The sequence below is a fragment of the Streptomyces sp. NBC_00193 genome (genome assembly GCF_026342735.1).
GTDB classification, from domain to species: Bacteria; Actinomycetota; Actinomycetes; order Streptomycetales; family Streptomycetaceae; genus Streptomyces; species Streptomyces stoeckheimensis.
In genome coordinates, this window is record NZ_JAPEMM010000001.1 from 1,591,376 (window position 1) to 1,616,151 (window position 24,776).

General features: G+C 71.0%; 29 protein-coding genes. 12 read left to right on the forward strand and 17 right to left on the reverse strand.

Going from position 1 to position 24,776, the window contains the following annotated elements; all coding sequences use genetic code 11:
* Positions 1–109: 109 nt before the first annotated feature.
* The 5 genes from OG898_RS06635 (at position 110) to OG898_RS06655 (ending at position 6,098) form a co-directional block, all read left to right on the forward strand.
* Positions 110–1,657, forward strand: a complete 1,548-nt coding sequence (locus OG898_RS06635; protein WP_266955576.1) for an SH3 domain-containing protein — start codon at positions 110–112, stop codon at positions 1,655–1,657.
* 246 nt (positions 1,658–1,903) lie between these two features.
* Complete coding sequence (locus tag OG898_RS06640; protein WP_266955577.1) at positions 1,904–3,397, forward strand: APC family permease; 1,494 nt, start codon at positions 1,904–1,906, stop codon at positions 3,395–3,397.
* 62 nt (positions 3,398–3,459) lie between these two features.
* Entirely contained in the window at positions 3,460–4,443 is a 984-nt protein-coding gene (locus OG898_RS06645; RefSeq protein WP_266955578.1) for a hypothetical protein, read from the forward strand.
* Between the two features lie 94 nt (positions 4,444–4,537).
* A complete protein-coding gene (locus OG898_RS06650) occupies positions 4,538–4,951 on the forward strand; it encodes a YciI family protein (protein ID WP_250742811.1) in 414 nt (137 codons plus the stop codon).
* Between the two features lies 1 nt (position 4,952).
* Entirely contained in the window at positions 4,953–6,098 is a 1,146-nt protein-coding gene (locus tag OG898_RS06655; RefSeq protein WP_266955579.1) for an RNA polymerase sigma factor, read from the forward strand.
* Positions 6,099–6,164: 66 nt separating this feature from the next.
* Here the strand turns inward: OG898_RS06655 and OG898_RS06660 are convergent, their stop codons facing one another.
* The gene (locus OG898_RS06660) at positions 6,165–6,611 is read right to left on the reverse strand and encodes a helix-turn-helix domain-containing protein (protein ID WP_250742813.1); all 447 of its coding nucleotides are present in this window, start codon (positions 6,609–6,611) and stop codon (positions 6,165–6,167) included.
* A gap of 141 nt (positions 6,612–6,752) precedes the next feature.
* Here OG898_RS06660 and OG898_RS06665 point away from each other — a divergent pair, with 141 nt between their 5' ends.
* Together OG898_RS06665 and OG898_RS06670 are read left to right on the forward strand one after the other, a co-directional pair.
* Positions 6,753–7,670 (forward strand): NADP-dependent oxidoreductase, encoded by a 918-nt coding sequence (locus tag OG898_RS06665; protein ID WP_266955580.1) that lies wholly within the window; start codon positions 6,753–6,755, stop codon positions 7,668–7,670.
* Positions 7,671–7,728: 58 nt separating this feature from the next.
* Positions 7,729–8,103, forward strand: coding sequence for a DUF4267 domain-containing protein (locus OG898_RS06670; protein WP_266955581.1), 375 nt, complete (start codon positions 7,729–7,731; stop codon positions 8,101–8,103).
* Between the two features lie 84 nt (positions 8,104–8,187).
* On the opposite strand, the gene OG898_RS06675 is transcribed toward OG898_RS06670, so the two are convergent.
* A complete protein-coding gene (locus OG898_RS06675) occupies positions 8,188–8,817 on the reverse strand; it encodes a hypothetical protein (protein ID WP_266955582.1) in 630 nt (209 codons plus the stop codon).
* Positions 8,818–9,009: 192 nt separating this feature from the next.
* Between OG898_RS06675 and OG898_RS06680 the strand changes: the two genes are divergently transcribed.
* Together OG898_RS06680 and OG898_RS06685 are read left to right on the forward strand one after the other, a co-directional pair.
* Complete coding sequence (locus tag OG898_RS06680; protein ID WP_266955583.1) at positions 9,010–9,267, forward strand: hypothetical protein; 258 nt, start codon at positions 9,010–9,012, stop codon at positions 9,265–9,267.
* Positions 9,252–9,764, forward strand: a complete 513-nt coding sequence (locus OG898_RS06685) for a TauD/TfdA family dioxygenase (RefSeq protein ID WP_266955584.1) — start codon at positions 9,252–9,254, stop codon at positions 9,762–9,764. The genes OG898_RS06680 and OG898_RS06685 overlap by 16 nt, the downstream gene beginning before the upstream one ends.
* Positions 9,765–9,790: 26 nt before the next feature.
* Here OG898_RS06685 and OG898_RS06690 read toward each other — a convergent pair whose 3' ends face one another.
* Positions 9,791–10,309, reverse strand: coding sequence for an ATP-binding protein (locus OG898_RS06690; RefSeq protein ID WP_266955585.1), 519 nt, complete (start codon positions 10,307–10,309; stop codon positions 9,791–9,793).
* Positions 10,310–10,521: 212 nt separating this feature from the next.
* Here OG898_RS06690 and OG898_RS06695 point away from each other — a divergent pair, with 212 nt between their 5' ends.
* Both OG898_RS06695 and OG898_RS06700 read left to right on the forward strand, forming a co-directional pair.
* Positions 10,522–11,373 (forward strand): helix-turn-helix transcriptional regulator, encoded by an 852-nt coding sequence (locus OG898_RS06695; RefSeq protein ID WP_266955586.1) that lies wholly within the window; start codon positions 10,522–10,524, stop codon positions 11,371–11,373.
* Positions 11,374–11,383: 10 nt separating this feature from the next.
* Positions 11,384–11,581: a hypothetical protein gene (locus OG898_RS06700; RefSeq protein ID WP_250742821.1), complete on the forward strand. Its 198-nt coding sequence runs from the start codon at positions 11,384–11,386 to the stop codon at positions 11,579–11,581.
* 36 nt (positions 11,582–11,617) lie between these two features.
* On the opposite strand, the gene OG898_RS06705 is transcribed toward OG898_RS06700, so the two are convergent.
* From OG898_RS06705 to OG898_RS06770, 14 genes are all read right to left on the reverse strand, one after another.
* Positions 11,618–12,250 carry an OmpA family protein gene (locus OG898_RS06705; RefSeq protein ID WP_266955587.1) on the reverse strand — a complete coding sequence of 211 codons (633 nt, stop codon included), beginning with the start codon at positions 12,248–12,250 and terminating at the stop codon, positions 11,618–11,620.
* Between the two features lie 4 nt (positions 12,251–12,254).
* Positions 12,255–12,842, reverse strand: coding sequence for a hypothetical protein (locus OG898_RS06710; RefSeq protein WP_266955588.1), 588 nt, complete (start codon positions 12,840–12,842; stop codon positions 12,255–12,257).
* A gap of 31 nt (positions 12,843–12,873) precedes the next feature.
* Positions 12,874–13,488: a pilus assembly protein TadG-related protein gene (locus tag OG898_RS06715; RefSeq protein WP_250742824.1), complete on the reverse strand. Its 615-nt coding sequence runs from the start codon at positions 13,486–13,488 to the stop codon at positions 12,874–12,876.
* A complete protein-coding gene (locus OG898_RS06720) occupies positions 13,488–13,688 on the reverse strand; it encodes a hypothetical protein (RefSeq protein ID WP_250742825.1) in 201 nt (66 codons plus the stop codon). The genes OG898_RS06715 and OG898_RS06720 overlap by 1 nt, the downstream gene beginning before the upstream one ends.
* 110 nt (positions 13,689–13,798) lie before the next feature.
* The gene (locus tag OG898_RS06725) at positions 13,799–14,485 is read right to left on the reverse strand and encodes a response regulator transcription factor (RefSeq protein ID WP_266955589.1); all 687 of its coding nucleotides are present in this window, start codon (positions 14,483–14,485) and stop codon (positions 13,799–13,801) included.
* Complete coding sequence (locus tag OG898_RS06730; RefSeq protein WP_266955590.1) at positions 14,485–15,723, reverse strand: sensor histidine kinase; 1,239 nt, start codon at positions 15,721–15,723, stop codon at positions 14,485–14,487. Before OG898_RS06730 ends, OG898_RS06725 begins: the two co-directional genes overlap by 1 nt.
* Positions 15,724–15,726: 3 nt before the next feature.
* Entirely contained in the window at positions 15,727–16,617 is an 891-nt protein-coding gene (locus OG898_RS06735) for a DUF5936 domain-containing protein (RefSeq protein WP_250742889.1), read from the reverse strand.
* Between the two features lie 13 nt (positions 16,618–16,630).
* Complete coding sequence (locus OG898_RS06740; RefSeq protein WP_266955591.1) at positions 16,631–17,569, reverse strand: type II secretion system F family protein; 939 nt, start codon at positions 17,567–17,569, stop codon at positions 16,631–16,633.
* Positions 17,566–18,927 (reverse strand): CpaF family protein, encoded by a 1,362-nt coding sequence (locus OG898_RS06745; RefSeq protein ID WP_250742829.1) that lies wholly within the window; start codon positions 18,925–18,927, stop codon positions 17,566–17,568. The genes OG898_RS06740 and OG898_RS06745 overlap by 4 nt, the downstream gene beginning before the upstream one ends.
* A 7-nt stretch (positions 18,928–18,934) precedes the next feature.
* Positions 18,935–19,312, reverse strand: coding sequence for a TadE/TadG family type IV pilus assembly protein (locus tag OG898_RS06750; RefSeq protein WP_266955592.1), 378 nt, complete (start codon positions 19,310–19,312; stop codon positions 18,935–18,937).
* Between the two features lies 1 nt (position 19,313).
* Entirely contained in the window at positions 19,314–19,700 is a 387-nt protein-coding gene (locus OG898_RS06755; protein ID WP_266955593.1) for a TadE/TadG family type IV pilus assembly protein, read from the reverse strand.
* 3 nt (positions 19,701–19,703) lie between these two features.
* The gene (locus tag OG898_RS06760) at positions 19,704–21,020 is read right to left on the reverse strand and encodes an AAA family ATPase (RefSeq protein ID WP_250742832.1); all 1,317 of its coding nucleotides are present in this window, start codon (positions 21,018–21,020) and stop codon (positions 19,704–19,706) included.
* A gap of 7 nt (positions 21,021–21,027) precedes the next feature.
* A complete protein-coding gene (locus OG898_RS06765; RefSeq protein ID WP_266955594.1) occupies positions 21,028–21,738 on the reverse strand; it encodes a Flp pilus assembly protein CpaB in 711 nt (236 codons plus the stop codon).
* A gap of 39 nt (positions 21,739–21,777) precedes the next feature.
* Entirely contained in the window at positions 21,778–22,704 is a 927-nt protein-coding gene (locus OG898_RS06770; RefSeq protein ID WP_250742834.1) for a hypothetical protein, read from the reverse strand.
* 377 nt (positions 22,705–23,081) lie between these two features.
* Between OG898_RS06770 and OG898_RS06775 the strand changes: the two genes are divergently transcribed.
* Entirely contained in the window at positions 23,082–24,755 is a 1,674-nt protein-coding gene (locus OG898_RS06775) for a glycosyl hydrolase family 18 protein (protein ID WP_323184900.1), read from the forward strand.
* The last annotated feature ends 21 nt before the right edge of the window (positions 24,756–24,776 follow it).

Consider the following 24,776-nt stretch of genomic DNA (forward strand, 5'->3'; position numbering starts at 1 on the left):
CACGTCGCATTGTCAGCTTTTAACTGGTGTTGGGACTTTTGTCCACCGGAAGACCGCATTCGGCGGTCGCCCTCCGGTTCCGTCGCTTTTCCTCGCGGAGGAAACACCCTTGTCTGCTTCCCGCTGCACGTCGGCCGCCCTGGTCGTCGCGGCCGTCACCGCGACCTGCCTGATGCCGGCGATGCCGGCTTTCGCCGCCGGCTCGCCGCACATCCGGTTCTCCCAGCCGTACGTCCCCTCGATCGCCGCCGGAAAGACCGGCCGTGTGGTGATCGTGGCGGAGACCAGTGGCGATGCGGCCCACAGCAGCAGCTTCCGGATCACCGCACCGGAGCGGACGACCTTCCCCGAGGCCCGCTTCTACTGGAACGGCGACCGCGCGGGCGCGCCCTGCACGCTCTCGGGCAACGCCCGCCAGCTGACCTGTGACGCCGGGACCCGGGCGGGCTTCGCCTTCCCGGCGGAGAGCAACACCCGGCTGGGCGTACTCGTACGGGTGGACGCGGACGCCCCCCAGGGAACGACGCTGGACGGCGGCGAGTGGGCTGCGGCCGGCGCCTCGCCCGGTCTCTACGCGGTGTCCACCCCGGTGACGGGACCCAAGGGCGACGACGGCCACGACGGCCACGACGGCCACGACGGGAAGCCGGGCCACGACGGAAAGCCCGGTTCCCACGGCCGCCCCGGACCCAAGGGCGACAAGGGTGACCAGGGCGAGCGGGGTGAGCGCGGCGAGAAGGGCGAGCGCGGGGACCGCGGCGACCGCGGTGAGAAGGGGGACCGCGGCGAGAAGGGCCACCAGGGGAAGAAGGGCCCGCAGGGCCACAAGGGCCCTCAGGGTCCGAAGGGCGACACCGGCCCGGCGGGACCGAAGGGCGACCAGGGACCGGCCGGAGGCCCCCAGGGCCCGAAGGGCGACACCGGCGCACCCGGCCCGAAGGGCGACACGGGCCCGGCGGGCGGCCCGAAGGGCGACACCGGCCCCGCGGGGCCGAAGGGCGACCAGGGCAACGAGGGGCCGACGGGACCGGCCGGCGTGCCCGGACCGGGCGGACCCCAGGGCCCCAAGGGCGACACCGGCCCGGCCGGCGGACCCAAGGGCGACAAGGGTGACAAGGGCGACCGCGGAGACACCGGGCCGGCCGGACCGACGGGAGCACGCGGACCGGGCGGACCGAAGGGCGACCAGGGCCCCGGCGGACCGAAGGGCGACCAGGGCCCGAAGGGCAAGCCGGGCCCGAAGGGCGAGCAAGGCCCGAAGGGCAGGCCGGGCCACCCCGGACCCAAGGGAGACCAGGGCCCGCAGGGTCCGAAGGGTCCCAAGGGCCCGAAGGGCGACCAGGGCAAGCCCGGAACGTGCAAGTGCGGCAAGGACCACGGCGGCAAGGACCACGGCGGCAAGGACCACGGCGGCAAGGGCGACAAGCCCGGCAAGGCGAACGCCCGCATCGTCAGCGACAAGCTGCACGTCCGCACCGGCCCCGGCACCCGCTACAAGAAGACCGGCGTGCTCAAGTACGGCGCCGAGGTCCAGGTGCAGTGCAAGACCAACGGCACCGAGGTCGACGGCAACGCCATCTGGTACAAGCTCTCCGACGGCCGCGGCTGGATCGCCGCCCGTTACGCCGCGAACCTGAACCGCATCCCCACCTGCTGATCCCGCATCACCCACCCTTCGGTGCGCATCGAGGCCCCCGAGCCCCGGTGCGCACCGAAGGCGTTTCCACCCTGCGGGAGACATACCCACGGACAACGAAATCCGCACGCACCATCCCCACAGACCGTCAATCCCCACCTTCAACAGGTAGTTGAACCAAAGAAACCGAAGAGTAGCCCTTGTGCCCCCACCGCCACCCGGGCAAGATCTAGCCCTTGTACGCGGCTCAGAAGGGCGCAGCCAGTGGTGAGCAAAAGGGCCGGCAACGACGGAGGCGGCCTGCGCGCCGGCACTCTGGGGACCTTCGACTCCGTCGTCCTGGCGGTCGCGGGCTGCGGGCCGGCGTACACCGTCGCCGCGACGCTCCCGGCGCTCATCGCCACCGTCGGGGTCGCGAGTCCCGCCGTGCTCCTCTACTGCGCGATACCGATGATCGGCATCGCGCTGGCCTTCCGTCATCTGGGACGTCTCGACGTCAACGCCGGGGCCGGTTATGCCTGGGTGGCGCGCACCCTGCACCCCTTCCTCGGTTTCCTCAGCGGCTGGGCCCTGGTCGTCGCCGCGACGGCCTTCCTCGTGTCGGCCACCCTCCCGGCCGGCAGCGCCACGCTCGCCCTCGTCAGCCCGGACCTGGCCGCGAACACCGGCCTGGCCACGGCCGTCGGCGCCGGATGGTTCCTGCTCATGGCGGGTGTGGTGGCGCTGGGCGCCCGGATCGGCCCGTACACCCGGCGCATCCTGACCGGCGCCCAGCTCGTGCTGCTGCTGGCCTTCGCCGTCGCCGCCCTGGCCAAGGACGGGAACGCGGCGGACTTCTCGCTCTCCTGGTTCGGCTTCGGCCACTTCGACGCGTCGCACAGCTTCGTCGCCGGTGCGCTGATCGCGGGCGTCAGCTACTGGGGCTGGGACGTCTCCAGCAACCTCAACGAGGAGACCCGCACCAGTCGCCGTTCCTTCGGCCTCGGCGGCCTGATCGGGGTCGCCCTGTCGTTCGCGGTCTTCGTCGTCTTCACCATCGCCACCAACATCCTCATCGGCGCGGACGCCGTACGGGACAACCCCGACGGCTTCCTCTCCGTGCTCGGCGACGCCGTCTGGCCGGGCTGGGGCGGCCGGCTGCTCGTCCTGGCCGTCGTCCTGTCCATGGTCGCCACCCTGGAGACGGCCCTCCTGCAGGCGACCCGCACGCTCTTCGCCATGGGCCGCGACCGCACCGTGCCCGCCGCGTTCGGCCGCATCCACCGGGACTGGCAGACCCCCTCCGTGGCCACCGCCACCGTGGCGGCCGTGGCGCTCCTCCTCGTCGCCGTCTCCGCCACGGCCGGCTCCGGCACGCAGTTCGTACGCGACGCCCTCAGCGGGATCGGCCTGCACATCGCCTTCTACTACGCCCTCGCCGGCCTGGCGGCCGTGGTCGCGCATCGCAAGGTGCTGTTCAGGTCCGTGGGCACCTTCGTCTTCGTCGGGCTGTGGCCGCTCGGCGGAGCCCTGTTCATGATCTGGATCTTCGCCATGTCGGTTCCGGAACTGACCGGCAGCGCCCTCGCCATCGGCCTCGGGGCGCTCGCACTGGGGCTCGTCCCGATGACCTTCTCCCGGCTGCAGGGGGTCTCGTACTTCAGGCCCAGGCCGCTCGATCCCGAACAGGACGCCTTCTACGAGGAACAGGGCTCGGGACCGGTCCCCGGACCGGGCCTCGCGGCGGCCGACCGGCGGGACGACGTACTCACCGACTTCTGACGCCACGCCGAGCGCCGGCACCCGCGTCGTCCACCCCCACCGATCCGAGGACAGGACAGTCCATGGCACCCTGGCCGCGCCGCCGCCGTTCCGGAGCAGGAGCAGGAGAACCGGTCTACGACCAGGCGTACGGCGACCGAAGCCTGGAGCAGTGCCGCCAGGACATGGTGATGGGCCGCTGGGAAGGGGCCCGCGACCTCCTGGCCGAGCACCCCCGCACCGACTGGGACCGGCGCGCTCACCGCATCCGGCTGCTCGCGGACGCGGCGGCGAGCCGGCGCACCGTGGACGTCTGGTACGCCGCCGACCCCGCCGATCCGGACGCGGCGGTCCTGCGCGCGGAGACCGAGGTGATGCGGACGTTCGCCGTGGCGCGCAGCGGGGCGATGCCCGCGAACGACAGCCTGGACCAGGTGGCCGGTCTCTGTCTGCGGGCCGCCGATCTGGCACCCGAGGACCCGTACCCGTACGTCTCCCTCGTGACGCTCGCCAGGCTGTACGACCGCGGCGACCCGAACATGGGCCACTGGTGGAAGGAGCTCCGCGCCCGCGACCCCTACCACCGCGAAGGCCACCACCAGGCGCTGCGCTACCTGTCCCCGCGCTGGCACGGATCGAACGGCGAGGCGAACAACTTCGCCTGGGACGTGGCCGTCTACGCCCCGCCCGGTTCGCCGCTCGTGGTGCTGCCGCAGGTGGCGCGGGCGGAGCAGTACCGGCACCAGACGGAGGCGGAGGGCCGCACGGCGATCGGCCTGGCCTACCACTGGAGCGGGGACCGGGCGCGCTGGGACCTGCGCAACGCGCTGAACAACTGGCTCGCCCACCGCACGGTCGCGTACGCCCAGGACGTCGCCGACCTCAACTACCTCGCCCACGGTCTGGTCCACGCGGGCATGGAGGCGCAGGCACCGCCCGTCTTCGCCCTGCTGGACAACCGGGCCACCCGGGTCCCGTGGTCGTACAGCGGCGACGCGGAGAGCCTCTTCGTCCGCTGGCGGGACAAGGCGCAGGCCCTGTCGGAGCAGCTCCGGAAAGAATCTTGAAAGTTCTCGTCGGGGGATGTCGAGAACCCGTGCCCTGCTCCGTCTCCTCAGTGGAAGCGGCCAGAATGGGCCGCACGGCACGGAGGAGACCATCATGGCCAAGTACCTGCTTCTCAAGCACTACCGCGGCGCCCCGGCTTGCGCCAATGACGTCCCCATGAGCGAGTGGACGCCGGAGGAGATCACGGCCCACATCCAGTACATGCGCGACTTCGCGGACCGGCTGGAGGGCACCGGCGAGTTCGTCGACGGCCAGGCGCTCGCCCCCGAGGGGACCTGGGTCCGCTACGACGGCGAGGGCCGCCCGCCGGTCACCGACGGCCCCTTCGCCGAGACCAAGGACCTGATCGCCGGCTGGATGGTGATCGACGTGGACAGCTACGAGCGCGCCGTCGAGCTGGCCGGGGAGCTGTCGGCGGCCCCCGGTGCGGGCGGCAAGCCGATCCACGAGTGGCTGGAGCTGCGCCCCTTCCTGGCCGCGCCGCCGACCGTCCCCGAGTGCCACTGACGTGGACGAGGCCCTGCTCAGGAGCCTCACCCCGCAGGTCCTCGGAATCCTCGTCCGCCGCGGAGCAGACTTCGCGGCGGCCGAGGACGCCGTCCAGGAGGCGCTGCTCGAAGCGGTGCGCGGCTGGCCCGAGGACCCTCCCCGGGATCCGAAGGCCTGGCTGGTCACCGTGGCCTGGCGCCGGTTCCTCGACGCGACGCGGGCGGACACCGCCCGCCGCCGGCGCGAGGACCGGGTGGAGGAGGAACCGGCGCCGGGCCCCGCGCCCGCGGTGGACGACACGCTCCAGCTCTACTTCCTGTGCGCCCACCCCTCCCTCACTCCCTCCTCGGCCGTAGCGCTCACCCTGCGCGCGGTCGGCGGACTCACGACGCGCCAGATCGCCGCCGCCTACCTCGTTCCCGAGGCGACGATGGCGCAGCGCATCAGCCGCGCCAAGCGCACCGTCGCCGACGTCCGCCTCGACCGCCCGGGTGACGTCGGTACCGTCCTGCGCGTCCTCTACCTGGTCTTCAACGAGGGCTACTCCGGCGACGTGGACCTCGCCGCCGAGGCCATCCGCCTCACCCGCGGCCTGGCGGCCTCCATCGACCACCCCGAGGTGTCGGGGCTCCTCGCCCTGATGCTGATCCACCATGCCCGGCGTGCCACCCGCACCACCCCCGACGGCACGCTGATCCCGCTCGCCGACCAGGACCGCACCCGCTGGGACCGGTCCCTGATCGCCGAGGGCATCGGCATCCTGCATCCCGCCCTCGCCCGCGACCGGCTGGGGGAGTTCCAGGCGCAGGCCGCCATCGCGGCCCTCCATGCCGACGCGCAGACCACCGAGGAGACGGACTGGGTGCAGATCGTGGAGTGGTACGACGAGCTCGTCCGCCTGACCGACAGCCCGATCGCCCGCCTCAACCGCGCCGTGGCGGTCGGCGAGGCCGACGGCCCGCGCGCGGGCCTGGCGGCACTGGCGCAGCTCGACCCCGCACTCCCCCGCCACACCGCGGTCGCGGCCTACCTCCACGAGCGCGACGGCGACCTGCCCAAGGCGGCCCGCCTGTACGCCGAGGCCGCCCACCAGGCCCCCAACCTCGCGGAACGCGACCACCTGACCCGTCAGGCGGCCCGCCTGAACTCCGCCCGCCGCGACTGATCCACCGCGAACCGGCGATCGGTCGGCGGCTCGGTCGCAGGCTCAGTCGGATGCGCAGTCGGAGGCTCAGTCGGAGGCGTCGCACTTCTCCTGGTCGTAGCCGCCGCGGTGGGTGAGGACCTCCGTCATGTGGCCCTCCGCCCAGGCCTTGATCCCCTTCATGAGCCCCTGGAGGGAGCGGCCGAGGTCGGTCAGCTCGTAGCTGACGGTGACGGGCACCGTGGGGGTCACGGTCCTGGTCACCATCCCGTCGCGCTCCAGTGAGCGCAGCGTCTGCGTCAGCATCTTCTGGCTCACGCCCGAGATCCGGCGTTGCAGCTCGGAGAAGCGCATGGGCTGCGGCTCGTCGCCGGGGGTGGTCCCCGGGCCGTCGCCGCCCAGGGCGGCGAGCACGAGGGCGACCCACTTGTCGGAGATGCGCTCCAGGAGCTGGCGGCTGGGACATTGCGCGAAGAACGCGTCGTACTCCGCCTTGGCCTCGGCCCGTCGCTCCGCCGCGGTCCTCGTCGCCATAACTCGCGTCTCCACTCCGTCACTTAGGCACCTTGAGGTGCCTCCTTCCCGCCGGTGAGCAGGTTCCTCCATGGTGGTGACACGCCCGAGCGATGGCAAGGCCGTCCACCTCACCGGGCCTCCACGAAGGAGCAGTTGACGATGCATCACACCACTTCCCGCCGCGCCGTGGTCCGTGTCCCGTCCGGGCCCCGGTCGATCGAGACCGTCGACGTCCCGCTGGCCGAGCCGGGGCCGGCGCAGATCCGGGTCAAGGTCGCCGCCGCGGCGGTCAACCCGGTGGACCTGGGGGTGGCCGGGGGTGTCTTCCACCGGCTCGGCCTGGTCGACCAGCCCCGGCACACCGGGCTCGGCTGGGACTTCGCCGGCACGGTCGACGCCGCCGGACCGGGCGTCGAACTCCCGGTCGGCACGCGGGTCGCCGGGTTCCTCGACGGATTCAACCGCGACCACGGATCCCATGCCGAGCACCTCCTGGTCTCGGCCGCGAAGGTCGCCGTCGTACCGGACACCCTGGACCTGGTCGAGGCGGCCGTGGTGCCGCTCAACGCCACCGCCGCGGCCCAGCTCGTCGCCCTCCTCGGCGAGGCACCCGCGGGGGCCCGGCGCCTGCTGGTGACGGGCGCGGCCGGCGCGGTGGGCGCGTACGTCGCCGTACTCGCCCAGGACAGCGGCTGGCAGGTGACCGGGACGGCCCGAGCGGACGACGAGCCGTTCGTACGGGGCCTCGGCGCCGACTTCGCCACCGGGGTCGGGCAGGGCTGGGACGCCGTCGCCGACGCCGGAGCCCTTCAGGAGGACGCCCTGCGCGCGGTGCGCGACGGCGGCCGCTTCGTGGGCGTGCAGCCTGCGTCCCGGCTCCCCGAGGAGCGCGGCATCACCGTCGAGGTCCTCTTCGCCCGTCCCGACGGTCCGCTCCTGGCCCGCTTGCTCGAACGGGCGGCGACGGGGGAACTCCCGGCCCGCGTCCACGCCGTCGCACCGCTCGCCGAAGCGGCCGATGCCTACGAGGCGATGGCCAAGGGCAGCGTCCGCGGCCGGATCGTCCTCGTCCCCTGACGCCCCGCCACATCCCCCCTGACTCCACCACCGACCACGTCAACGAACAGGACAGCTCATGCTCACCACCCTCGCCACCGTTCTCGCCGGCCTGCTCGGCGCCGCCCTCATCGCCATGGGCGCGATGATCTTCGCGAAGCCGCAGAACGCCGCCGGCTTCGGCATCCCCGATACACCGGTCGACGACCCCGCCTTCCGGTCCTGGCTGCACGTGAAGGGTGCGCGCGAGATCGTGTGCGGGGTCTTCGTCTTCGTGTTGATGCTCGTCGCGCCGACGTCGGTGCTCGGCTGGTACGTGCTGACCTTCGCGGCGATGCCGGCCTCGGACTTCGCGATCGTGCTGCGCAGCGGCGGACCGAAGGCCACCGCCTACGGCGTCCACGCCGCGACGGCGCTGGTCATGCTGCTGACCGGCATCGGCCTGCTGCTCTGACCGGCCGCTCCCCTCGGCCGGGTACCCGAATCGGTCGGATCCCTGCGGGTCTCGCTCCGGCGGGGCAACTGACTGCGGCTACGGCTACGGCTTCGGCTGTGACTTCGGCTTCCGCTTCACCTCGGCCAGGTTCACGCCCTCCTCCTCGGAGGCCCCGAACGCTTCGACGGTGACCCCGGTGCCGGTTCCCGTGACCTCCAGGGCAAGCCGGCCTCCCATCATGCGCAGGTCGACCCGTGCCCGGGGCGCGCCCGCGTGGTCCGGCATCCGGTGGATGCGGGCCGCCGGGTAGCCGAGCTCCGTCAGCTTCTTCTGCATCGCCTCGTAGCCGGCCGGCTTCGTGTTCTTGAAGGCCTCGCCGACGCGCTGCGCCTCCTCGGCGCCGAAGCACTCCTCATAGGCGTTCAAGGGAACCTCCTCCTCCCGGTTGGGCGGAGTGACGCCGGGGTCCGGCTCCGGCAGGTCCTCGGGGAGCCCGCCCTTCTCCTTCGCGACGTACTGATTGCAGCGCGGCACGTCCCGGGTCAGCAGCTCCATGAACCGCAGCTCCTGATCCTCGTCGCTCGCCGCAGCATCCGGCACGGCTGCCGCCGCCGACACGCTGCTGCCCGCGAGGGCCTGATCGGTGGTGGTGCTCCGGGTGCCGCAGCCGGACAGGACGACGCAGCCGAGTACGGCCAGCAGCAGGGACTTCGGGAGGGCGTGTGATCGCATGCCCGCATCATGCGGCGACCGGATCACCGGCCACATGAGTACGCCTACTCACCTCGTCTGGTGCCCGGGACGGCCGACCGCCGGTGTCCGGTTCCTGCATGCATCAAGCGGAAGCCGACGGCCCATGGGAATGAGTGCGCGGCGGAGCAAGAATCGCAACGCAGCAGCCGTGAAGCATGAAGGAGCATCCCCGTGAATATTGCCGCACTCGAGTGGCTTACATTCGGACTCAGCCGAGCTGTTTCGGCAGCCGCCGAGCGGGGCTGCGTGCTCCACCTTCTGACGGCTGACCCGACCGAATACGCCTTCGAGGTCGAGCGGTCCATTCCGGGGAACCTCGTGGTTCACGATGTCGATACCAGTGATGCGGACCAGGTCCTCAAGGTGTTGAGCTCCATCGACGGCTTGGCGGGGCTCATCAGCACGACGGACGTGTGCAGTCTGACCTGAACTGCCTGCGCCAAGACCCCCAGGCCAAAGCCGTCACCTACTACGCCGACGCCCGGGACATCAGCGCGATCCTCGACGAGGACAGCCTGCGCATCCTGCGCGCTCCCTTGTTCCGCCTCAACGCACCGGGCAGCTACTGCAGGGACGTGGCCGGGAAGGACGAAGTCCTGTCCGACCCCGTCGCGATCATTCACGGCCCCGCATCCTCGCCGGAGATCGCCGTGTCCGCCAACGGCGTGCGCGGTCTGACCCCGGAGGCCGAGACCGCCCTCGCCGCCCTCCAGGAAGCCTGCCGCGACGAGCGAATCTGCCATCAGGTCACCCTGCGCCCCGGCCAGGCCCTCCTGATCAACAACCGCAAGGGCCTGCACGCCCGCTCCGCGTTCCCCGCATTCCACGACGGCACCGACCGTTGGCTCCAGCGCACCTACGTGCGACGCACCCTGTGGTCCCTGCGTGACCGCGGAACCGACGTCGGCCCGCGCGTCTTCGCATGACCTGAGGTACAGCGCCGCCGCACCGGTCAGGACGCCGGGCCCGGGCGCACCACCAGATAACCGGCGGCCCCCGCCACGGGCAGGCTGGCCCAGGTCCGCGTCCCGCCGCCGGGTTCCCGGGACTCCCCGAACCCCCAGGCCCCGCCGCAGTCCCGCACGACGGCGGCCATGACGCGCAGCGCGGTCCTGCGGCGGGCCTCGCAGTGAGCGGCGAGGCGGGGGTGGGCGTGGGAAGCGTGCCCGTCGTACACCGTGAGGCGGAGCGCGGCTTCGCGGTGGCGCAGGGCGAGATACAGGCTCCGCCCGGGGTCCAAGTACCAGGCCGCGGCCATGAGTTCCCCGACGACCTGCACCGCGGCGGGCACGACACGGTCGAGCCGGTGGGCGTGGAGCACGGACCGTACGGTGCTGCGCGCGATCTGGGCGCTGTACGGCTCCCCGGGCACGGTCAGGCTGCACGACAGCCCGTCGGGGGAGGGTGGCTCGTCCGCCTGCGGGCAGGCATCGAAACAGCCGGGGCTGGAGGGCATGAAGGGGCTGAGCATGACGAACTCCCTGTCATGGGCGGGTTGCTCGCGCGTTGGTGGGGGCAGTGGCTCGTCGCCGAAGCCGAGGCATGGCGCGGCGATGCACTTCCAACTCCCTTGCGTGAGCGGTGCATTACCGAATGTAGTGGATGGCGGGCGCAATTGTGCCCGCACTTAGAAAAATTGCTCCGCCGTCACCGGGGGCGCCCGCGAACCGGCAGACTGCTGGCATGACAGCCAGGACCTCTCCGACGCAGCGCCAGCGGCGTGTGGGCGCAGAGTTGCGCAGGATGCGAGTCGCTGCCGACGTCTCCGCCGAGTCGGCGGCCGCCGTACTGAACGTCAGCCGCTCCCAACTGTCCGCGATCGAGCAGGGACTTCGCGCCGTCAGCGAGGAGCGGCTACGCACCCTGGCAGCGCGCTGCGGAGTGACGGAGAAGCCCTACGTCGACAAGCTGTCCGCGCTGGCGCAGCCGCGGGAACGGGGCTGGTGGGAGGCGTACCGCGGTGCGATCCCGCAGGGGCTGCTCGACATCTCCGAGCTGGAGTGGCACGCCACCCGTCTCTTCACAGTGCAGACCGTCCACCTTCCGGGGCTGCTCCATCAGGGTTCCTACGCCCGCGCAGTCTTCGGCTCGGTGCTCCCCGCGCTCCCGCCGTCCGAGGTCGAGATGCGCGTGGCACACCGCTTGAAGCGACAGCAGGTCCTGGAAGGCGACGACGCCCGCCCGTACGACGCCTACGTCCACGAGGCCGCGCTACGGATGCAGTTCGGCGGTCGCCGGGCCACCCGCGAGCAACTTGAGTACCTCTGCGAAGCCTCGGAGCGGGACAACCTGACACTCCGCGTCCTGCCCGTGGAGACGGGAGCCTTCCCGGGCGCGGGACACGCGATGCTCTATGCCGAAGGCGCAGTCCCCCAACTCGACACCGTGCAGCTCGACTCGGCCCACGGCCCCGAGTTCATGCACGACGAGGCTCAGCTCGCGAAGTACCAGTCCCACATCCACTGGATGGACAAGCACGCCCTGACCCCCGGGGCATCCCGCGATTTCATCCACGCGATCGCCCACCACCTCTGAGGAGCCCCCGATGGCCGACATCGACTGGGAAGACGCCTTCTGCGGCGAAGGAAACAACTGCTACCGGATAGGCGTGGACGGGGAGGGCAACAGCTACATAGCCCTGTCCGGCCAGGAGGACACCTACCTCACGGACACCCGCGAGGCCCTGCACCAGCTGATCAGGGACATCAAGGCCGGCAAGGCCGACCACCTGCTGACGGACTGACCCCGCCCCCGCCGAAGCGGTGACGGGGTCCGGTCGCTACTTGCTGCTGCGCGGGAAGGTGATCTCCACGCGACGGTTCTTCTTGCGACCTTCCTCGGTGCCGTTGTCGGCGATCGGGTAGTCCTCGCTGTAGCCGCGTACGTCGAAGGTGATGCTGGGATTCGTCACGGTCTTCGCCAGCTCGGCCTGGACCGCGTCGGCTCGCTTCTTCGAGAGTTCCTTGCCGTGCTCGTAGCTGCCCTGGTCGTCGGTGAAACCGAAGACCCGGACGGTGGTGGCCTTCTGGGTGTTGATTTCCTGCGCGATGGCCTGGATACGCGCGGCGGCCTGAGCGTTGAAGATGGCACTGTCCTCGGGGAACATCACCTCGGACTGGAGGGCCATCATGACGGTCTGGTTCGTCTCCTGGCGCCGTTCCTCGCCCCCGAGGTCTTCGACTACCTCCACCATGTCCAGCACCTTGGAAGGCGCGAGGATGCCGCCCTGGGGGAGCTTCAGTCCTGGGGAGTCCGGCCTGATGGGCGGCGCCGAGGCCGAGGGCTCCGTACCCGGAGGCACAGACGGCGTGACGTCATCCGCGTAGGCACTGGTCGCGCCGACGAAATGGGCCCCGGCGATGACGAGGCCGGCAACGGCTGTGGCAGCTGTGATGCGATGGCGTTTGGTCATGGGGTCACCCGGATATTTTGATGGTGGCCGCGGTAAAGGTCGGCAGACCGAATACAACCGTATTGGTGGTGACCGGTGGCGCAGGGAACTGCGCGAAGAACGCAACGCTCTCCCCGCTCGGCATAAACGCGAGACCGGTAGTGCATGCACACCGCCCCTCTGTGTCCCGCAGCACGAGATAGCGCTTTTTGCCTGCAGTGTCGACCAAACTTGCACCGGCGACCGAGGCAGGACTGGCTGTCTTCTCGTCACCGCGGAAGACCCCGATGTCGGAGAACGTCGCGGAACCTGCGTTCTTGATCTTGCCGCTGACGGTGACGTACCCGTCTTGATCACGTACAGCCGAGTTGATCTCCAGGACGAGGCCGGATGCCCCTTGCGCCGTTGCAATCACTTCGAGAGGCCCAGAACCCTTGCTTGCGGTGGGCGCGGGCTGCTGAGGGCTACTCGCCTGACCCTGGGGAGTCTCGGACTTTGTCGGCTCCTTCGCCTTCTCGCCATCTCCGCCGCATCCGGCCAACGCGAGGGCCAAGACCGCCGCAACCGCAACGGCCGCTCCCCCGCGGACCTTCACCTTCTGCCGAATGCCCATGTACTCCGCTTCCTTGTCCTTCGGTTCGTTGTCAGTTGATCAGTCGCACATTGAAGAGCTGCCTCGCCAGCTTGGTCAAGGAACCTGGTGTTGAGGGGTTCACTTTGACCACGCCACCACCCCGGCAGTCGATGATGACCGGACCGGGCGTCGCGCTGGGCGACGGTGTCGCTGTGGGGGTCGCCCCCGGCTGTAGGTCACACCGAGGCTCGATCACGGCAGTCGCTGCGGCATGTCCCTTCATGTTCTCGGTTTCGGGGATGACCGTGTCTCCGATCGACTGACGCGTTTCGGTGGTGACGGTGAACCTCAAAACCCCAGCGCTGCATTCCGCAGTGGCACCGTTCGAGGTGGCAAAGGCCTGCGCCTTCGCGCAGGCCCCGTTCGGGTCGAGTCGATCACCGTCAAGGATGTCCTCCCAGTCAGCGGGTGTGAGCGTGAGGAGATCCATACCCACGAGCAGGTTGTCCCGGGTCTCCCGAGCAGCAGCGAGCGCCGCCGCATCGGCAGCGCCCTGTGCATCGCTGCGCTTGGCCCCCGCCATACCGACGACGACGAAGGCAAACGCGGCGAAGAGCAGGCATCCCATCATCGCGGCGTAGAAGGGGAGAACCTGTCCCCGGTCACGCGAGCCCGACCCGGCCATCAGCCTGTGATTCGCACCAATACCGCCCCGATGGCCCGCGAGATGCTGGCCGCGAGGCCGCTCCCGATGATCGCCGCGATGATCAACGCAATGATCACGATGATCCCCAGGTACTCGAAGACCGTCTGCCCTTCGTCCGCACCCCGCCGCACGCGGTACATCCGCCCGACGATCGCCTTGAGCAGTCTGAGGTTCTGCATGGGAGTCCTCTCCAGAGCCGGCGCCGTTATCGGTTCGCGGACGGTACGTCGACGCACCAGCAGTTGCAAAGGGTCCCGGGACCCAATTACGGACCCACTGCGCACTCCGTCTACCCATGGCCAGCCACCCCCGGACGGGCGGTTCCCAGCCAACGGGCTATCGCCTCGCTCCTGGTGGCGGTCTGGAGCTTCGCGAAGATCCGGTTGATGTGGTTCTTGACCGTCTTCTCGCTGATAAAGCAACTGGCTGCGATCTGTTGGTTACTCATGCCGGAAGCGATGAGGCCCATGACCTCCTCCTCACGTGAACTCAGCCCGAACACAGCATGGTTGGGAAGCCGCTCCGACGACTGTCCCACAGTTCGTTGCGGATGCGAAGAGGTCCGCAGTTCCGCGAGGACCGCGCTCGCCGCCGTCGGGCTGAAATGCGCCCGCCCCGCGCGGACGTCGCGGACGGCCGCCACGAGGTGATCCGGCGTGAACTCGCCGTGCACCAAGTAGCCACCCGCACCCAGCAGCAGCGTCTCCCGGACGATCTCCGCCTCCTGGCTGTACGTCAGCATCAGCACGGGTGCGAGCCGCACGAGGTGGGGCAGGGCCGAGATGCCGTCCACGCCGGGCATCCGGACGTCCAGCAGGATCACGTCGGGGGTGTGGAGGCGCGTCAGGTGGAGGGCTTCCCGCCCGTCCGCCGCCTCCGCCGCCACTTCGACGCCCTCCGCGGTACCCAGGAGGGCCGCCAGGCCGGCCCGTACGACCGGGTTGTCGTCGGCGATGAGCACGCGCAGCGGCGCCATCACACACCCCTCCCCGTGGCGAGGGCCGACAGCGGAAGGGCCAGGCGGACCCGTGTCCCCGACTGCCCGCCCGGGCGGGCCCCTATGTGGAGGCGGGCGCCGATCGCGGCCGCGCGTTCCGCCATGCCCAGCAGGCCGAAGCAGCCCGCGCCGTGCAGCGACGCGAGGTCGACGCCGTCCGGCAGGCCGCGGCCGTCGTCCTCGATCACCAGCACCAGTTCGGAGGCGGCGACGGCCGCCTCGACCGTGATCCGCGCCGCTCCCGCATGGCGGCGGGCGTTCTCCAGGGCCTCGCCCGTCACCGCCAGCAAGTGCCGGGCCACCGAGGAGGGCACCACCGGAAGGGTGCCGGTCACGCGCAGCTCAGCTGCGGAGGGGCCGATCCGCGTCCGGAGCTCCGAGGCCAGGGAGACTCCCGGTGCGTCCAGGTCCCGGCGCAGGTCGGCCAGTACGTCCCGGGACTCCGCCACCGCGCGGCGGGCCGCGCCGGACACCAGGGCGGCCTGGCGGCGGAGTGTGGCCGGATCGGTCGTACGGGTCAGGGAGTCGGCGGCGAGGACGAGGCCGTGCAGGGTCTTCGCGACGGAGTCGTGCAACTCGCGGGACAGGTGGTCCCGTTCGGCCTGCACCGCCTCTGCCACCGCCTGGCGGGCCCGGGTCTCCAGCAAGGCCTGGCCGGCCGTGCCGAAGCGGAGGAGCAGCCCGCGCAGGGAGGTCCCGGCCGCGCCCGCCAGGACGCAGAGCACCGCCAGCGTCAGGGCCTCGGCGACGAGCGCCACCAGGGCCGCCTGGACCACCGCGTAGACCGCCGCGCCGGGCCGGCCGTAGACGATCCCTGCCAGCAGCGGGGTGCACACCGAGACGAGGAGGAGCGGGGAGCCGGGGGTGGCCGTCAGGAACAGGAGTCCGCCGAAGAAGGCCCAGTCGAGCACCAGCGGCCAGCGGTGGCGCAGGAGCAGCGGTCCGAAGCGCTCCCAGTCGCGGAACAGGACGTAGGACAGCAGGAAGGTGAGCAGGACCGCGCCGCCCGCCAGGTGCGTCGGCGTCCCGGGTGCCGTGCGGCTCAGCACCACCGGCGTCCCGAGGGCGATCATCACGAGGCGGAACGCGAAGACCTGGCGGCACAGCGCCTGCAGGGCGTTGGCCTGGAGGGCGATCGGCAGCTGCACCGCGGGGCGCGGGGACGGCCGGTCCCGTGCGGCGGCGAACTCCGTGACGTCGTCCAGCGAGGCGGGCATGGCTCAGCCGCCCCCGAACAGGGCGCCGAAGTCGACGTCGGCTCCGTACACGAACCCGCCGATCAGGAGGATCATGGTCCCGGGGAGCATGAACATCGTGACGACGAAGGTGGCCTTCGGGACGGCCTTGGCGGCCCGGCGGCGGGCGTTCTGAGCGTCCGTGCGCCGCATGTCCTCGGCGATGGCGATCAGGGTGTCGACGATCGGAGAACCCAGTTCCTCGCCCTGCTGGAGGGCGGTGACGAACTGCGCGACCTGCTCGGAGTCGTTGCGCCGGCGCAGCTCGTCGAAGGCCTGGCGGCGGCTGACGCCCATGGTCATCTGCTGGAGGGTGATCCGGATCTCGTCGGACCACGGGCCCTCGTACTTGTCCGCGACACGCTCCAGCGCGGGGCGGAAGCCCAGCCCCGCGCTGACGACCACGGCGAGGACGTCGAGGAAGTCCGGCAGGGTCCGGTCGATGTGGTCGCGGCGGATCCGGATCGCCGACCAGAGGCCTGCCTCGATCCAGAACAGGCCGAAGGCCACCATCAGCAGCGCCAGGATCAGCTGGCCGTTGATCAGCATGGCGAAGGCCCCGATGCCGCCGAGGAAGGCGTACACGGCGCGGCGGGCGGCGTAGCGGTCGATGGTCAGGCCGGACGGGTTGCCCGCCGTGTCGATCTGGCGGCGTTTGCGCGCCACCCGGTCGGGGCCCATCAGGCGCAGTATCAGCGGCGCGTAGCGGATGCCGATGCGGTCGACGAGGGAGCCGACGGCCGTCGTGCGGGTGGCGCCGACCTCCAGGGCCAGCATCAGGTCGGACGGGAGCTTGGTGTCGGCGCGGTAGAGGCGGATGCCGTGGAAGATGCCGAAGACCGACAGGGCCACGGCCAAGGCCAGGAGCAGCGCGATCATGCCGGCCTCCTCATACGTCGATCTTGGACAGGCGGCGGATGGCGACGAATCCGAGGGCGAAGAGCCCCAAGGCGACCAGTACGAGGGTCTGCCCGAGGACGGATCCGGTCATCCGGTCCAGCGCGCCCGGCATCATCGCGTCCACGAGGAGCAGGGAGCCGACGCCCATCACCGGCACCAGGTAGGCGGTGGCCGTGACCTGGGACAGCTGGGTACGGACCTCTCTACGGGTCTCCTTGCGCTGCTCCAGCGTCACCGTCAGGTTGCGCAGGCTGCCGACGATCGCGCCGCCCGCGCGGGCGGACAGGACGAGGGTGGAGACGAGGACGACCAACTCCCGCGAGGGCAGACGCTGCTCGATCTCGCTGAGGGCCTCCTCGATCGAGTGCCCGACCGCGAGCCGGGAGGCCACGCGCGCCAGCTCCTCGCCGGCCGGTGCCTCCAGCTCCTCGGCCGCCATGCCGATGGCCGTACGCAGGGCCAGACCGGCCTGGGTGGCGTTGGCGAGGATCCGGGACAGGTCGGGGAGCTGGTTGATGAACCGCTCGGTGCGGCGGGCCCGCTGCCAGTTGAGGAAGGCGTTGGCCCCCCACAGGGCGATCAGGCCGGCCACCGGACCGAAGAACGGGGCCAGGAAGGAGGCCGCGACCAGCCAGATCCCGGCGACCGTGGCCAGCATGTAGACAAAGTACTCGCCGACGGTGAGGTCCAGGCCGGTCACCCCGAGCTTGCGCTCGATGCTGCGGCCGAGCTTGGTCGTGCGCAGGCGCCGGTCCACGCCCGGGAAGCGGCGCCTGCGGCCGAGGGGGGCGGGGAGTCCGGTCGCCGAGAGGCGCTCGATGAGCGCGGCGCGCTGGGCGCGGCCGGCGGCGTAGGCGTGGAGGCCGGTGACCACCAGGACGCAGGCCAGCAGCGTGGCGCCGAGGGTGAGGAGGATCAGTGGGTTCACAGGGCGGTCCGGGTGATGCGGGCGGGAAGGGGGTCGGTGAGCGGGTCTGCGGCCACCGGCTCGACCCCGAAGGCCTGCGGGATCGGCTGGTTGTTCATGTAGAGGCGGTCCGCGAGCCAGCGGGGCAGCGGGTAGTACTCGAAGCGGCCGTGGACGCGGCCGTCGGGGCCCATGGGCTGCGCGGCGAAGCGGCAGACCGTCGTGATGCGGAAGGGCTCGCGGCCGTGCGAGTCGAGGAGGGAGATCTCGGTGATGCGGCGCGTGCCGTCGCCGAAGCGGGTGAGCTGGACGATGACGTGGACGGCGCTGTTGATCTGGTCCTGGAGCGCCTCGAAGGGGATCTCCACCTCGGACATCGAGGCGAGGGTCTGCAGGCGCATCAGGGCGTCGACGGAACTGTTCGCGTGCACCGTGGCCAGCGAACCGTCGTGGCCGGTGGACATCGCCTGGAGCATGTCGAGCGTCTCGCCGCCGCGGACCTCGCCGACGATGATGCGGTCGGGGCGCATGCGCAGGGAGTTGCGGACGAGGTCGCGGATGGTGATCTCGCCCTTGCCCTCCACGTTGGCGGGGCGGGATTCGAGGCGGATGACGTGCGCCTGCTGGAGCTGAAGCTCGGCGGAGTCCTCGATGGTGATGATGCGCTCGCCCTCCGGGATCAGGCCGGAGAGGGCGTTGAGGAGGGTGGTCTTGCCGGTGCCGGTGGCGCCGGAGACGATCACGTTCAGTTTGGCCGCGACGAGGCCCGACAGCAGGAGGACCATCTGCTCGTCCAGGGAGCCGACGCCGATCATCTCGTGGAGGGTGAAGGCCCGGGGGAAGCGGCGGATGGTGAGGGTGGCGCCGGTCAGCGAGAGCGGCGGGATGATCACGTTGACGCGCTCGCCGCTGGGCAGGCGGGCGTCGACCATCGGATTGGCCTCGTCCACACGGCGGTTGACCGTGGAGACGATGCGCTCGATGGTCTGCATCAGCTGCTCGTGCGAGGCGAAGCGGAGCGGGAGCTGCACCACTCGGCCGGAGCGTTCCACGAAGATCTGGTCGGGGCCGTTGACCATGATCTCGGAGATGGTCGGGTCTTCGAGGAGCGGTTCGAGCACGCCGAGGCCGAGGGCCTCGTCGACGACGCGGCGGATGAGCTGGGCGCGCTCGACGGTGGAGAGGACCGGCCCCTCGCGGCTGATGATGTGGCCGAGTACGCGCTCCAGGCGCGCGCGGCGCTCCGCGGGCGCGAGCGCGGACATCTCGGCGAGGTCGATCTCCTCCAGCAGCTTGGTGCGGTACGAGGAGACCAGGCGGCCGTCCTCGCGCGGGTTGTGGCGGTCGTCGGGGGTGTTCACCCTGGAACGCAGGCTCATGGTCCGGTCACCTCGGATCGTCGTTGGGCATGACGGCGATCCGTTGGACGCGGCGGGAGGCGATCCCGGGCACGACCGAGTTGATCCTGAGGGTCACCGTCATCGTGATCGAGTCCCGCGTTACATCCGGCTGGATGACCGCTCCCTCCCGGAGACTCTCCGAGATCGCCGCCAGGCCCGCCGCCACCCCCTCGTCCGGATGGCGCGCTTCCACGCGTGCCGCCGTACGGGCGGCCGTCTCCGCCTGCTGCGTCACGTACGCGGTCCAGCCCAGCTGGATGCCGCCGAGCCCGACCAGGAGCAGGAAGGGCAGGAACCCGATGTACTCCAGGGCGACTTGGCCCCGGTCACGATCACCGTTGCGGATCGTGCGTATCCGGTTCATCTCAGTCCTCCTCCTGCTCGTTCAGGGAGCCGCCGTGGCCGGTGATGGGGACGCCTATGTCGAAGCCCGGGAACAGGACCCGGAGGTTCACCGTGGCCGTGGTCTTGTAGAGGTTTCCCGACGGCGTGCAGGTCACCTTGGGGGCGTCCCACCCGACGGAGATGTGCTTCAACCCGGCCGTCTCACACGCCTCGGGGCCGTGCAGGGCCCCCGCTCGCGCGGCCTCGTCGGCCGCGTTGCCCACCAGGGAGTACGCGTACCCGGTGAGCACGCACTGCCACACCGCCACCAGGATCAGCAGGATGTACGGCAGCATGCCGACGAACTCGAACGCCACCTGCCCCTGATCACCGCGGCCGCGCACCCGGTCCCGTCTCCGCCCGGACACCCCTCAGCCCTCCCGCCCGCGCCGCGTCCACGGCCCGAGTGCGCCCCGGTCGCCCTTGCCGCGGAGTCTGGACACGGCACCGGAGCCCCGTACGGCCAGGGCCGCGCCGGGCTCGGCCGGCGGGGCGCCCGGGGCGTCCTGCGCCTCCGGGGCGGTCAGCAGCCCCAGCTCCCCCGCCACCGTCCACAGGGCCTGCTTGACCGTCGAGCGGTTGTCGAGGTCCTGTACGCGGCCCGCGTCGACGACGGCCTGGAGTTCCTTGAAGTTGGCCGGCACGGGGGTGCGTACCGACCGGGTCTTGGTGATCTTCTCGATCAGGGCGGGCTGGATCTCGGTCTGCTTGGACCATCGGTTGACGACCATGGTGGTCTCCTCCGCCTTCCTGACCTGGAGCCGTTCCCACATCCGGACCATCCGCTTGGCCGCACGTACCGCGACCACGTCGGGTGTGGTGACCAGGACGGCCACGTCCGCCAGTTCCACGGCCGCCGCGTTGGCGCCGGTCACCTGCGTGCCGCAGTCGATGACGACCACTTCGTAGCGGGCGCGCAGGGCGGCGACGACGTGCCGGGCGGCCCGGTCGTCGACCTCCTCGCCCCGTTCGCCGTCGGCCGGGGCCAGGAGCAGCGCGAGGCCGGTGCGGTCGTCGTAGACCGCGTCCTGCAGCACCCGCGGGGAGATGTCCTGGATGCCGGCGAGGTCGGCGATGGAGCGGCGGAACTGCACGTCGAGGTACGAGCCGACGTCGCCGGCCTGGAGGTCCAGGTCGACCAGGGCCGTACGCCGCCCGGCCGCGACCGCCGCCAGTGCGAACTGCACGGCCGCGAAGGTGGCGCCGACCCCGCCCTTGGCCCCGGTGACCGTGACCACCTTGCCGCCCGGGCCGCTGGGCAGTTCGGGGCCCCGGCCCAGGTGGCGGCGTACGCCCACGGACCACTGGGCGGCGGCCTGGACGCGGGCGGCGAGCTCCTCGTAGGCCAGGGGCAGGCCGATCAGGCCGCGGGCGCCGGAGTCCATGGCGGCGGAGAAGAGGGCGGGGCTCGCGTCGGAGGTGAGGAGGACGACGCCGACCGCGGGGAAGCGCAGGGCGACCTCGCGGATCAGCTCCAGGGCGGGGAGCGGACCGATCCGCTCGTGGACGAGGACCACCTCGGGCAGCTCGTCGATCGAATCGCTCGCGAGCCGGGCGAGGGTGTCGAGGAGGGAGGTGGAGTCGGGGACGGGGGCGGCCGGCTCGGCGCCCGGGAGCTGGCTGAGCAGGGTGGCGATGACGCGGGCGGACTCCGGGTCGCCGACCGCGGGGAGGATTCGGGTGGTCATCGGCGCCTCACCGGTCCCCTTCGAGGGTGTAGAAGTGGTCGCCCGGGTTGGGCGCCGAGTCGGTGCCGGGTGCCACCAGGGCCAGGCGTACGTGCACCGCGAAGGACTCGGCGTAGGCGACGCGCTGGGTGTCCTTGGTGGACAGGGCGAAGGTGATCGGGACGGCGTCGGTGGGGCTCTTCTTGTCGGCGTCCTTGTCCTTGGTGTCGAGCGGGGTGAGCTTGCCTACGTTGATGACGCGGGCGTTGGCCACCATGACAACGGCCTGGTCGGGGCCGTCCGGCTTCTTGCTCTTGAACGTGCCGATGATGTTGACCTTGGCGCCGGGGGTGACCTTTCCGGCCACGCCCGTGGAGGCGTCGATCATGATCGCGATCTCCTGCTCCCCGGCCTGGAGCTTCGGCTTGTCGACGAACATGTCGTTCTGGAGGAGCGAGCCCTTCTTCAGGGAGGTGAGCGCCAGCTTGTCCTTGAGTACGCCCAGGTCGGTGACGGCGGTCTCGGACAGCCACCGCTCGGGGACCGTGACTTCCTCGAACTGGCCGGCCGCCAGGGGGGTGTACGGGGCTATGTCGCCCTTCACCCGGTAGGCGACGACCTCGTTGCCGACCTTGGAGTTGACGTCTCCCATCACCACGAGGACTCCGCCGAAGGCGGCGAGGGCGCACAGGACCGACAGGATCAGCAGGATGACGCCGCGGCGCTGGCGTGAGTTCATGGCCGTCTTACCTCGCCGTTCTTCATTCGTTCGGGCCGGTCAGTGTCTGGATCTGGATCTGGGGCCGAGCCGGTCCGCGGAGGTTCCCGCGGATGCCGCGGAGGGCGGCGGGGCCGGTGCGAGGAGCGGGGCGGCGCAGAAGCTGCAGCGGTCGCCGATGAGTTCGAAGCCGCACCAGCGGCATTCCTCGCGGCGGACCGAGGCGACGAGCTGGTAGAGCACGGAGGGGTCCGGGATGGCGGCCGCGAACTCCACCAGCTTCGGCGTGGCCCACCAGGCGGGCGAGTCGGCGGGCAGCGGGTTCTCCATGACGCCCTGGACCCGCCAGGCGGGGGCCAGGTCGGAGGCCACCCAGTCGGAGGTGAGCTGGCCGCGGGCGAAGGTGAGGTGGGTGGCGAAGTCGGGGCCCGGGGGGAGCGTGGCGCCGCCGCCGTGGGTTCCGCCGGAGCCCGAGCCCAGTTTGACCAGGTGCGGGGTCGGGTGGGCCAGTACGGCGAACTGGGCGTTCGGGGACCAGGACTTGGCGTGCGCCTTCAGCCCGACCGGCACCCGGTCCAGCTTGGCGACCGAGCCGAGCAGCGCGCCCGCGTAGATGTAGTGCGCGAGCAGGCGGGCGGCGGAGGCGAGGACGCCGGGGCTGAAGTCGCAGACGCTGAGCTGGCGCAGCTGACGTACCAGCAGGGCGGTGCCCAGCGGAGGGAGATCGACGTCGACGAGGGCGATCCGGTCGGTTTCCAGGATGGCCCGGACGGTGTGCAGGCGGCGGACGGCGGAGGCGCGGAGCCAGGAGGGCACGAGGACCACCAGGTGGCCGTGGCGCTCCAGCAGGCCGGCCGTCTGGGCGAGCGCGCCGTCGAGGTCGAGCTCCTCGGGCGGCGGCAGTACGGCGGCGGCCGGGGTGTGCCGGTCCGGGGCCGGCAGCACCAGATCGGCGCTGGTGACAGCAATGGCGATCGGCACGCGCATCCCCCCGTTCACCCGGTCATCCACGGGCGTTCCCCTGACCGCGGCGGGTACGCGCATGCTGCGCGACCGCAAACGATCAACACCCTTCCCCCTTGCCCCAGCACCATATCCACGTCCTTCCTGACAGGGCAGGGCCTTGCACATTCCCGTGCCACCGGCACGTGTCACGGGGGTCGGGAAAATCCGGACAACAAGGATCGCGAGACGACCGGCGGGTCGATCAGTTCAAGCCATATTGCAAACAGTCTTGACATGGACATTGGACTAGACCAACTTGGCTGCGGGGCACCCCACTTGCCCCGTACCGATGTCTGACGCGTTCTCACTTCCCCACTCCCCCCACCGGAGCCCACGTGAACCGCATACGCTCCCTCGCCATCCCGCTCGCCGTCACCCTCGCCGCCGCCGGCCTCACCGCCGTGGCCACCGGCACCGCCCAGGCCGCCGACGTCAACGTCGTCCGCAACGGCGGCTTCGAGTCCGGCCTCGCCAACTGGACGTGCACCTCCGGCAGCGGCGCCGTCGTCTCCTCCCCCGTCTTCGCGGGGGCCGGCGCCCTCAAGGCCACCCCGGCGGGCCAGGACAACGCCCGGTGCAGCCAGGTCGTCACGGTCAAGCCCAGCTCGACCTACACGCTCAGCGAGCAGGTCAACGGCTCGTACGTGTATCTCGGCGCGACCGGGACCGGCACCCAGGACGTCTCCACCTGGACCCCCGGCACCGGCGGCGGCTTCCAGAAGCTGTCCACCACCTTCACCACCGGCCCGAGCACCACCCAGGTCACCGTCTACACCCACGGCTGGTACGGCCAGCCCGGCTTCGTGGTCGACGAGTTCAGCGTCTTCGGCCCCGACGGCGGAGGCGGCACCGACCCCTCGCCGACCATCCCCGGCGCGCCGTCCGGCAGCGCCGTTTCCGGCCAGAGCTCCAGCGGGCTCACCCTTTCGTGGAACACGGTCAGCGGGGCCACCGGGTATTACGTGTATCAGGACGGCGTCCGCGTCCAGCCCGTGACCTCGGGCACCTCCGCGCAGATCACCGGGCTCGCCGCGTCGACCACGTACTCCTTCCAGGTGAGCGCGTACAACGCGGCCGGCGAGGGCGTGAAGGGTGCCGCCGTCCCCGGCACCACCACGAGCGGCGGGGGCGGCAATCCGAACCCGTCGGTGCCCAAGCACGCGGTGACCGGCTACTGGCAGAACTTCAACAACGGCGCGACCGTCCAGAAGATCTCCGACGTCTCCGCGCAGTACGACATCATCGCCGTCTCCTTCGCCGACGCCACGAGCACGCCGGGCGCCATCACCTTCAACCTCGACTCGGCCGGCCTCGGCGGCTACACGGTCCCCCAGTTCAAGGCGGACATCGCCGCGAAGAAGGCGGCCGGCAAGTCCGTCATCCTGTCCATCGGCGGCGAGAAGGGCACCATCTCGGTCAACGACTCGGCGTCCGCGACCAACCTCGCGAACTCCGCGTACGCGCTGATGCAGGAGTACGGCTTCACCGGGATCGACATCGACCTGGAGAACGGCCTGAACCCGACCTACATGACCCAGGCGCTGAAGGCGCTGGCGGCCAAGGCCGGCCCCTCGCTCGTCCTCACCATGGCCCCGCAGACCATCGACATGCAGTCGACGCAGGGCGGCTACTTCAAGACGGCTCTCGCCGTGAAGGACATCCTCACCGTCGTCAACATGCAGTACTACAACAGCGGCGCGATGCTCGGCTGCGACGGCAAGGTCTACTCCCAGGGCTCGGTGGACTTCCTCACCGCGCTGGCCTGCATCCAGCTGGAGGGCGGGCTCGACCCCTCGCAGGTGGGCATCGGGGTCCCGGCCTCCCCCAGCGGCGCGGGCAGCGGCTACGTCTCGCCGACCATCGTGAACAACGCGCTGGACTGCCTGGCCAGGGGTACGAGCTGCGGCAGCTTCAAGCCCTCGAAGACCTACCCGGGGCTGCGCGGCGCGATGACCTGGTCGACCAACTGGGACGCCAAAGCGGGTAGCGCTTGGTCCAACGCGGTGGGTCCCAAGGTCCACGGCCTGCCGTAGCAGGTAGGTGTGTGGGGGTGG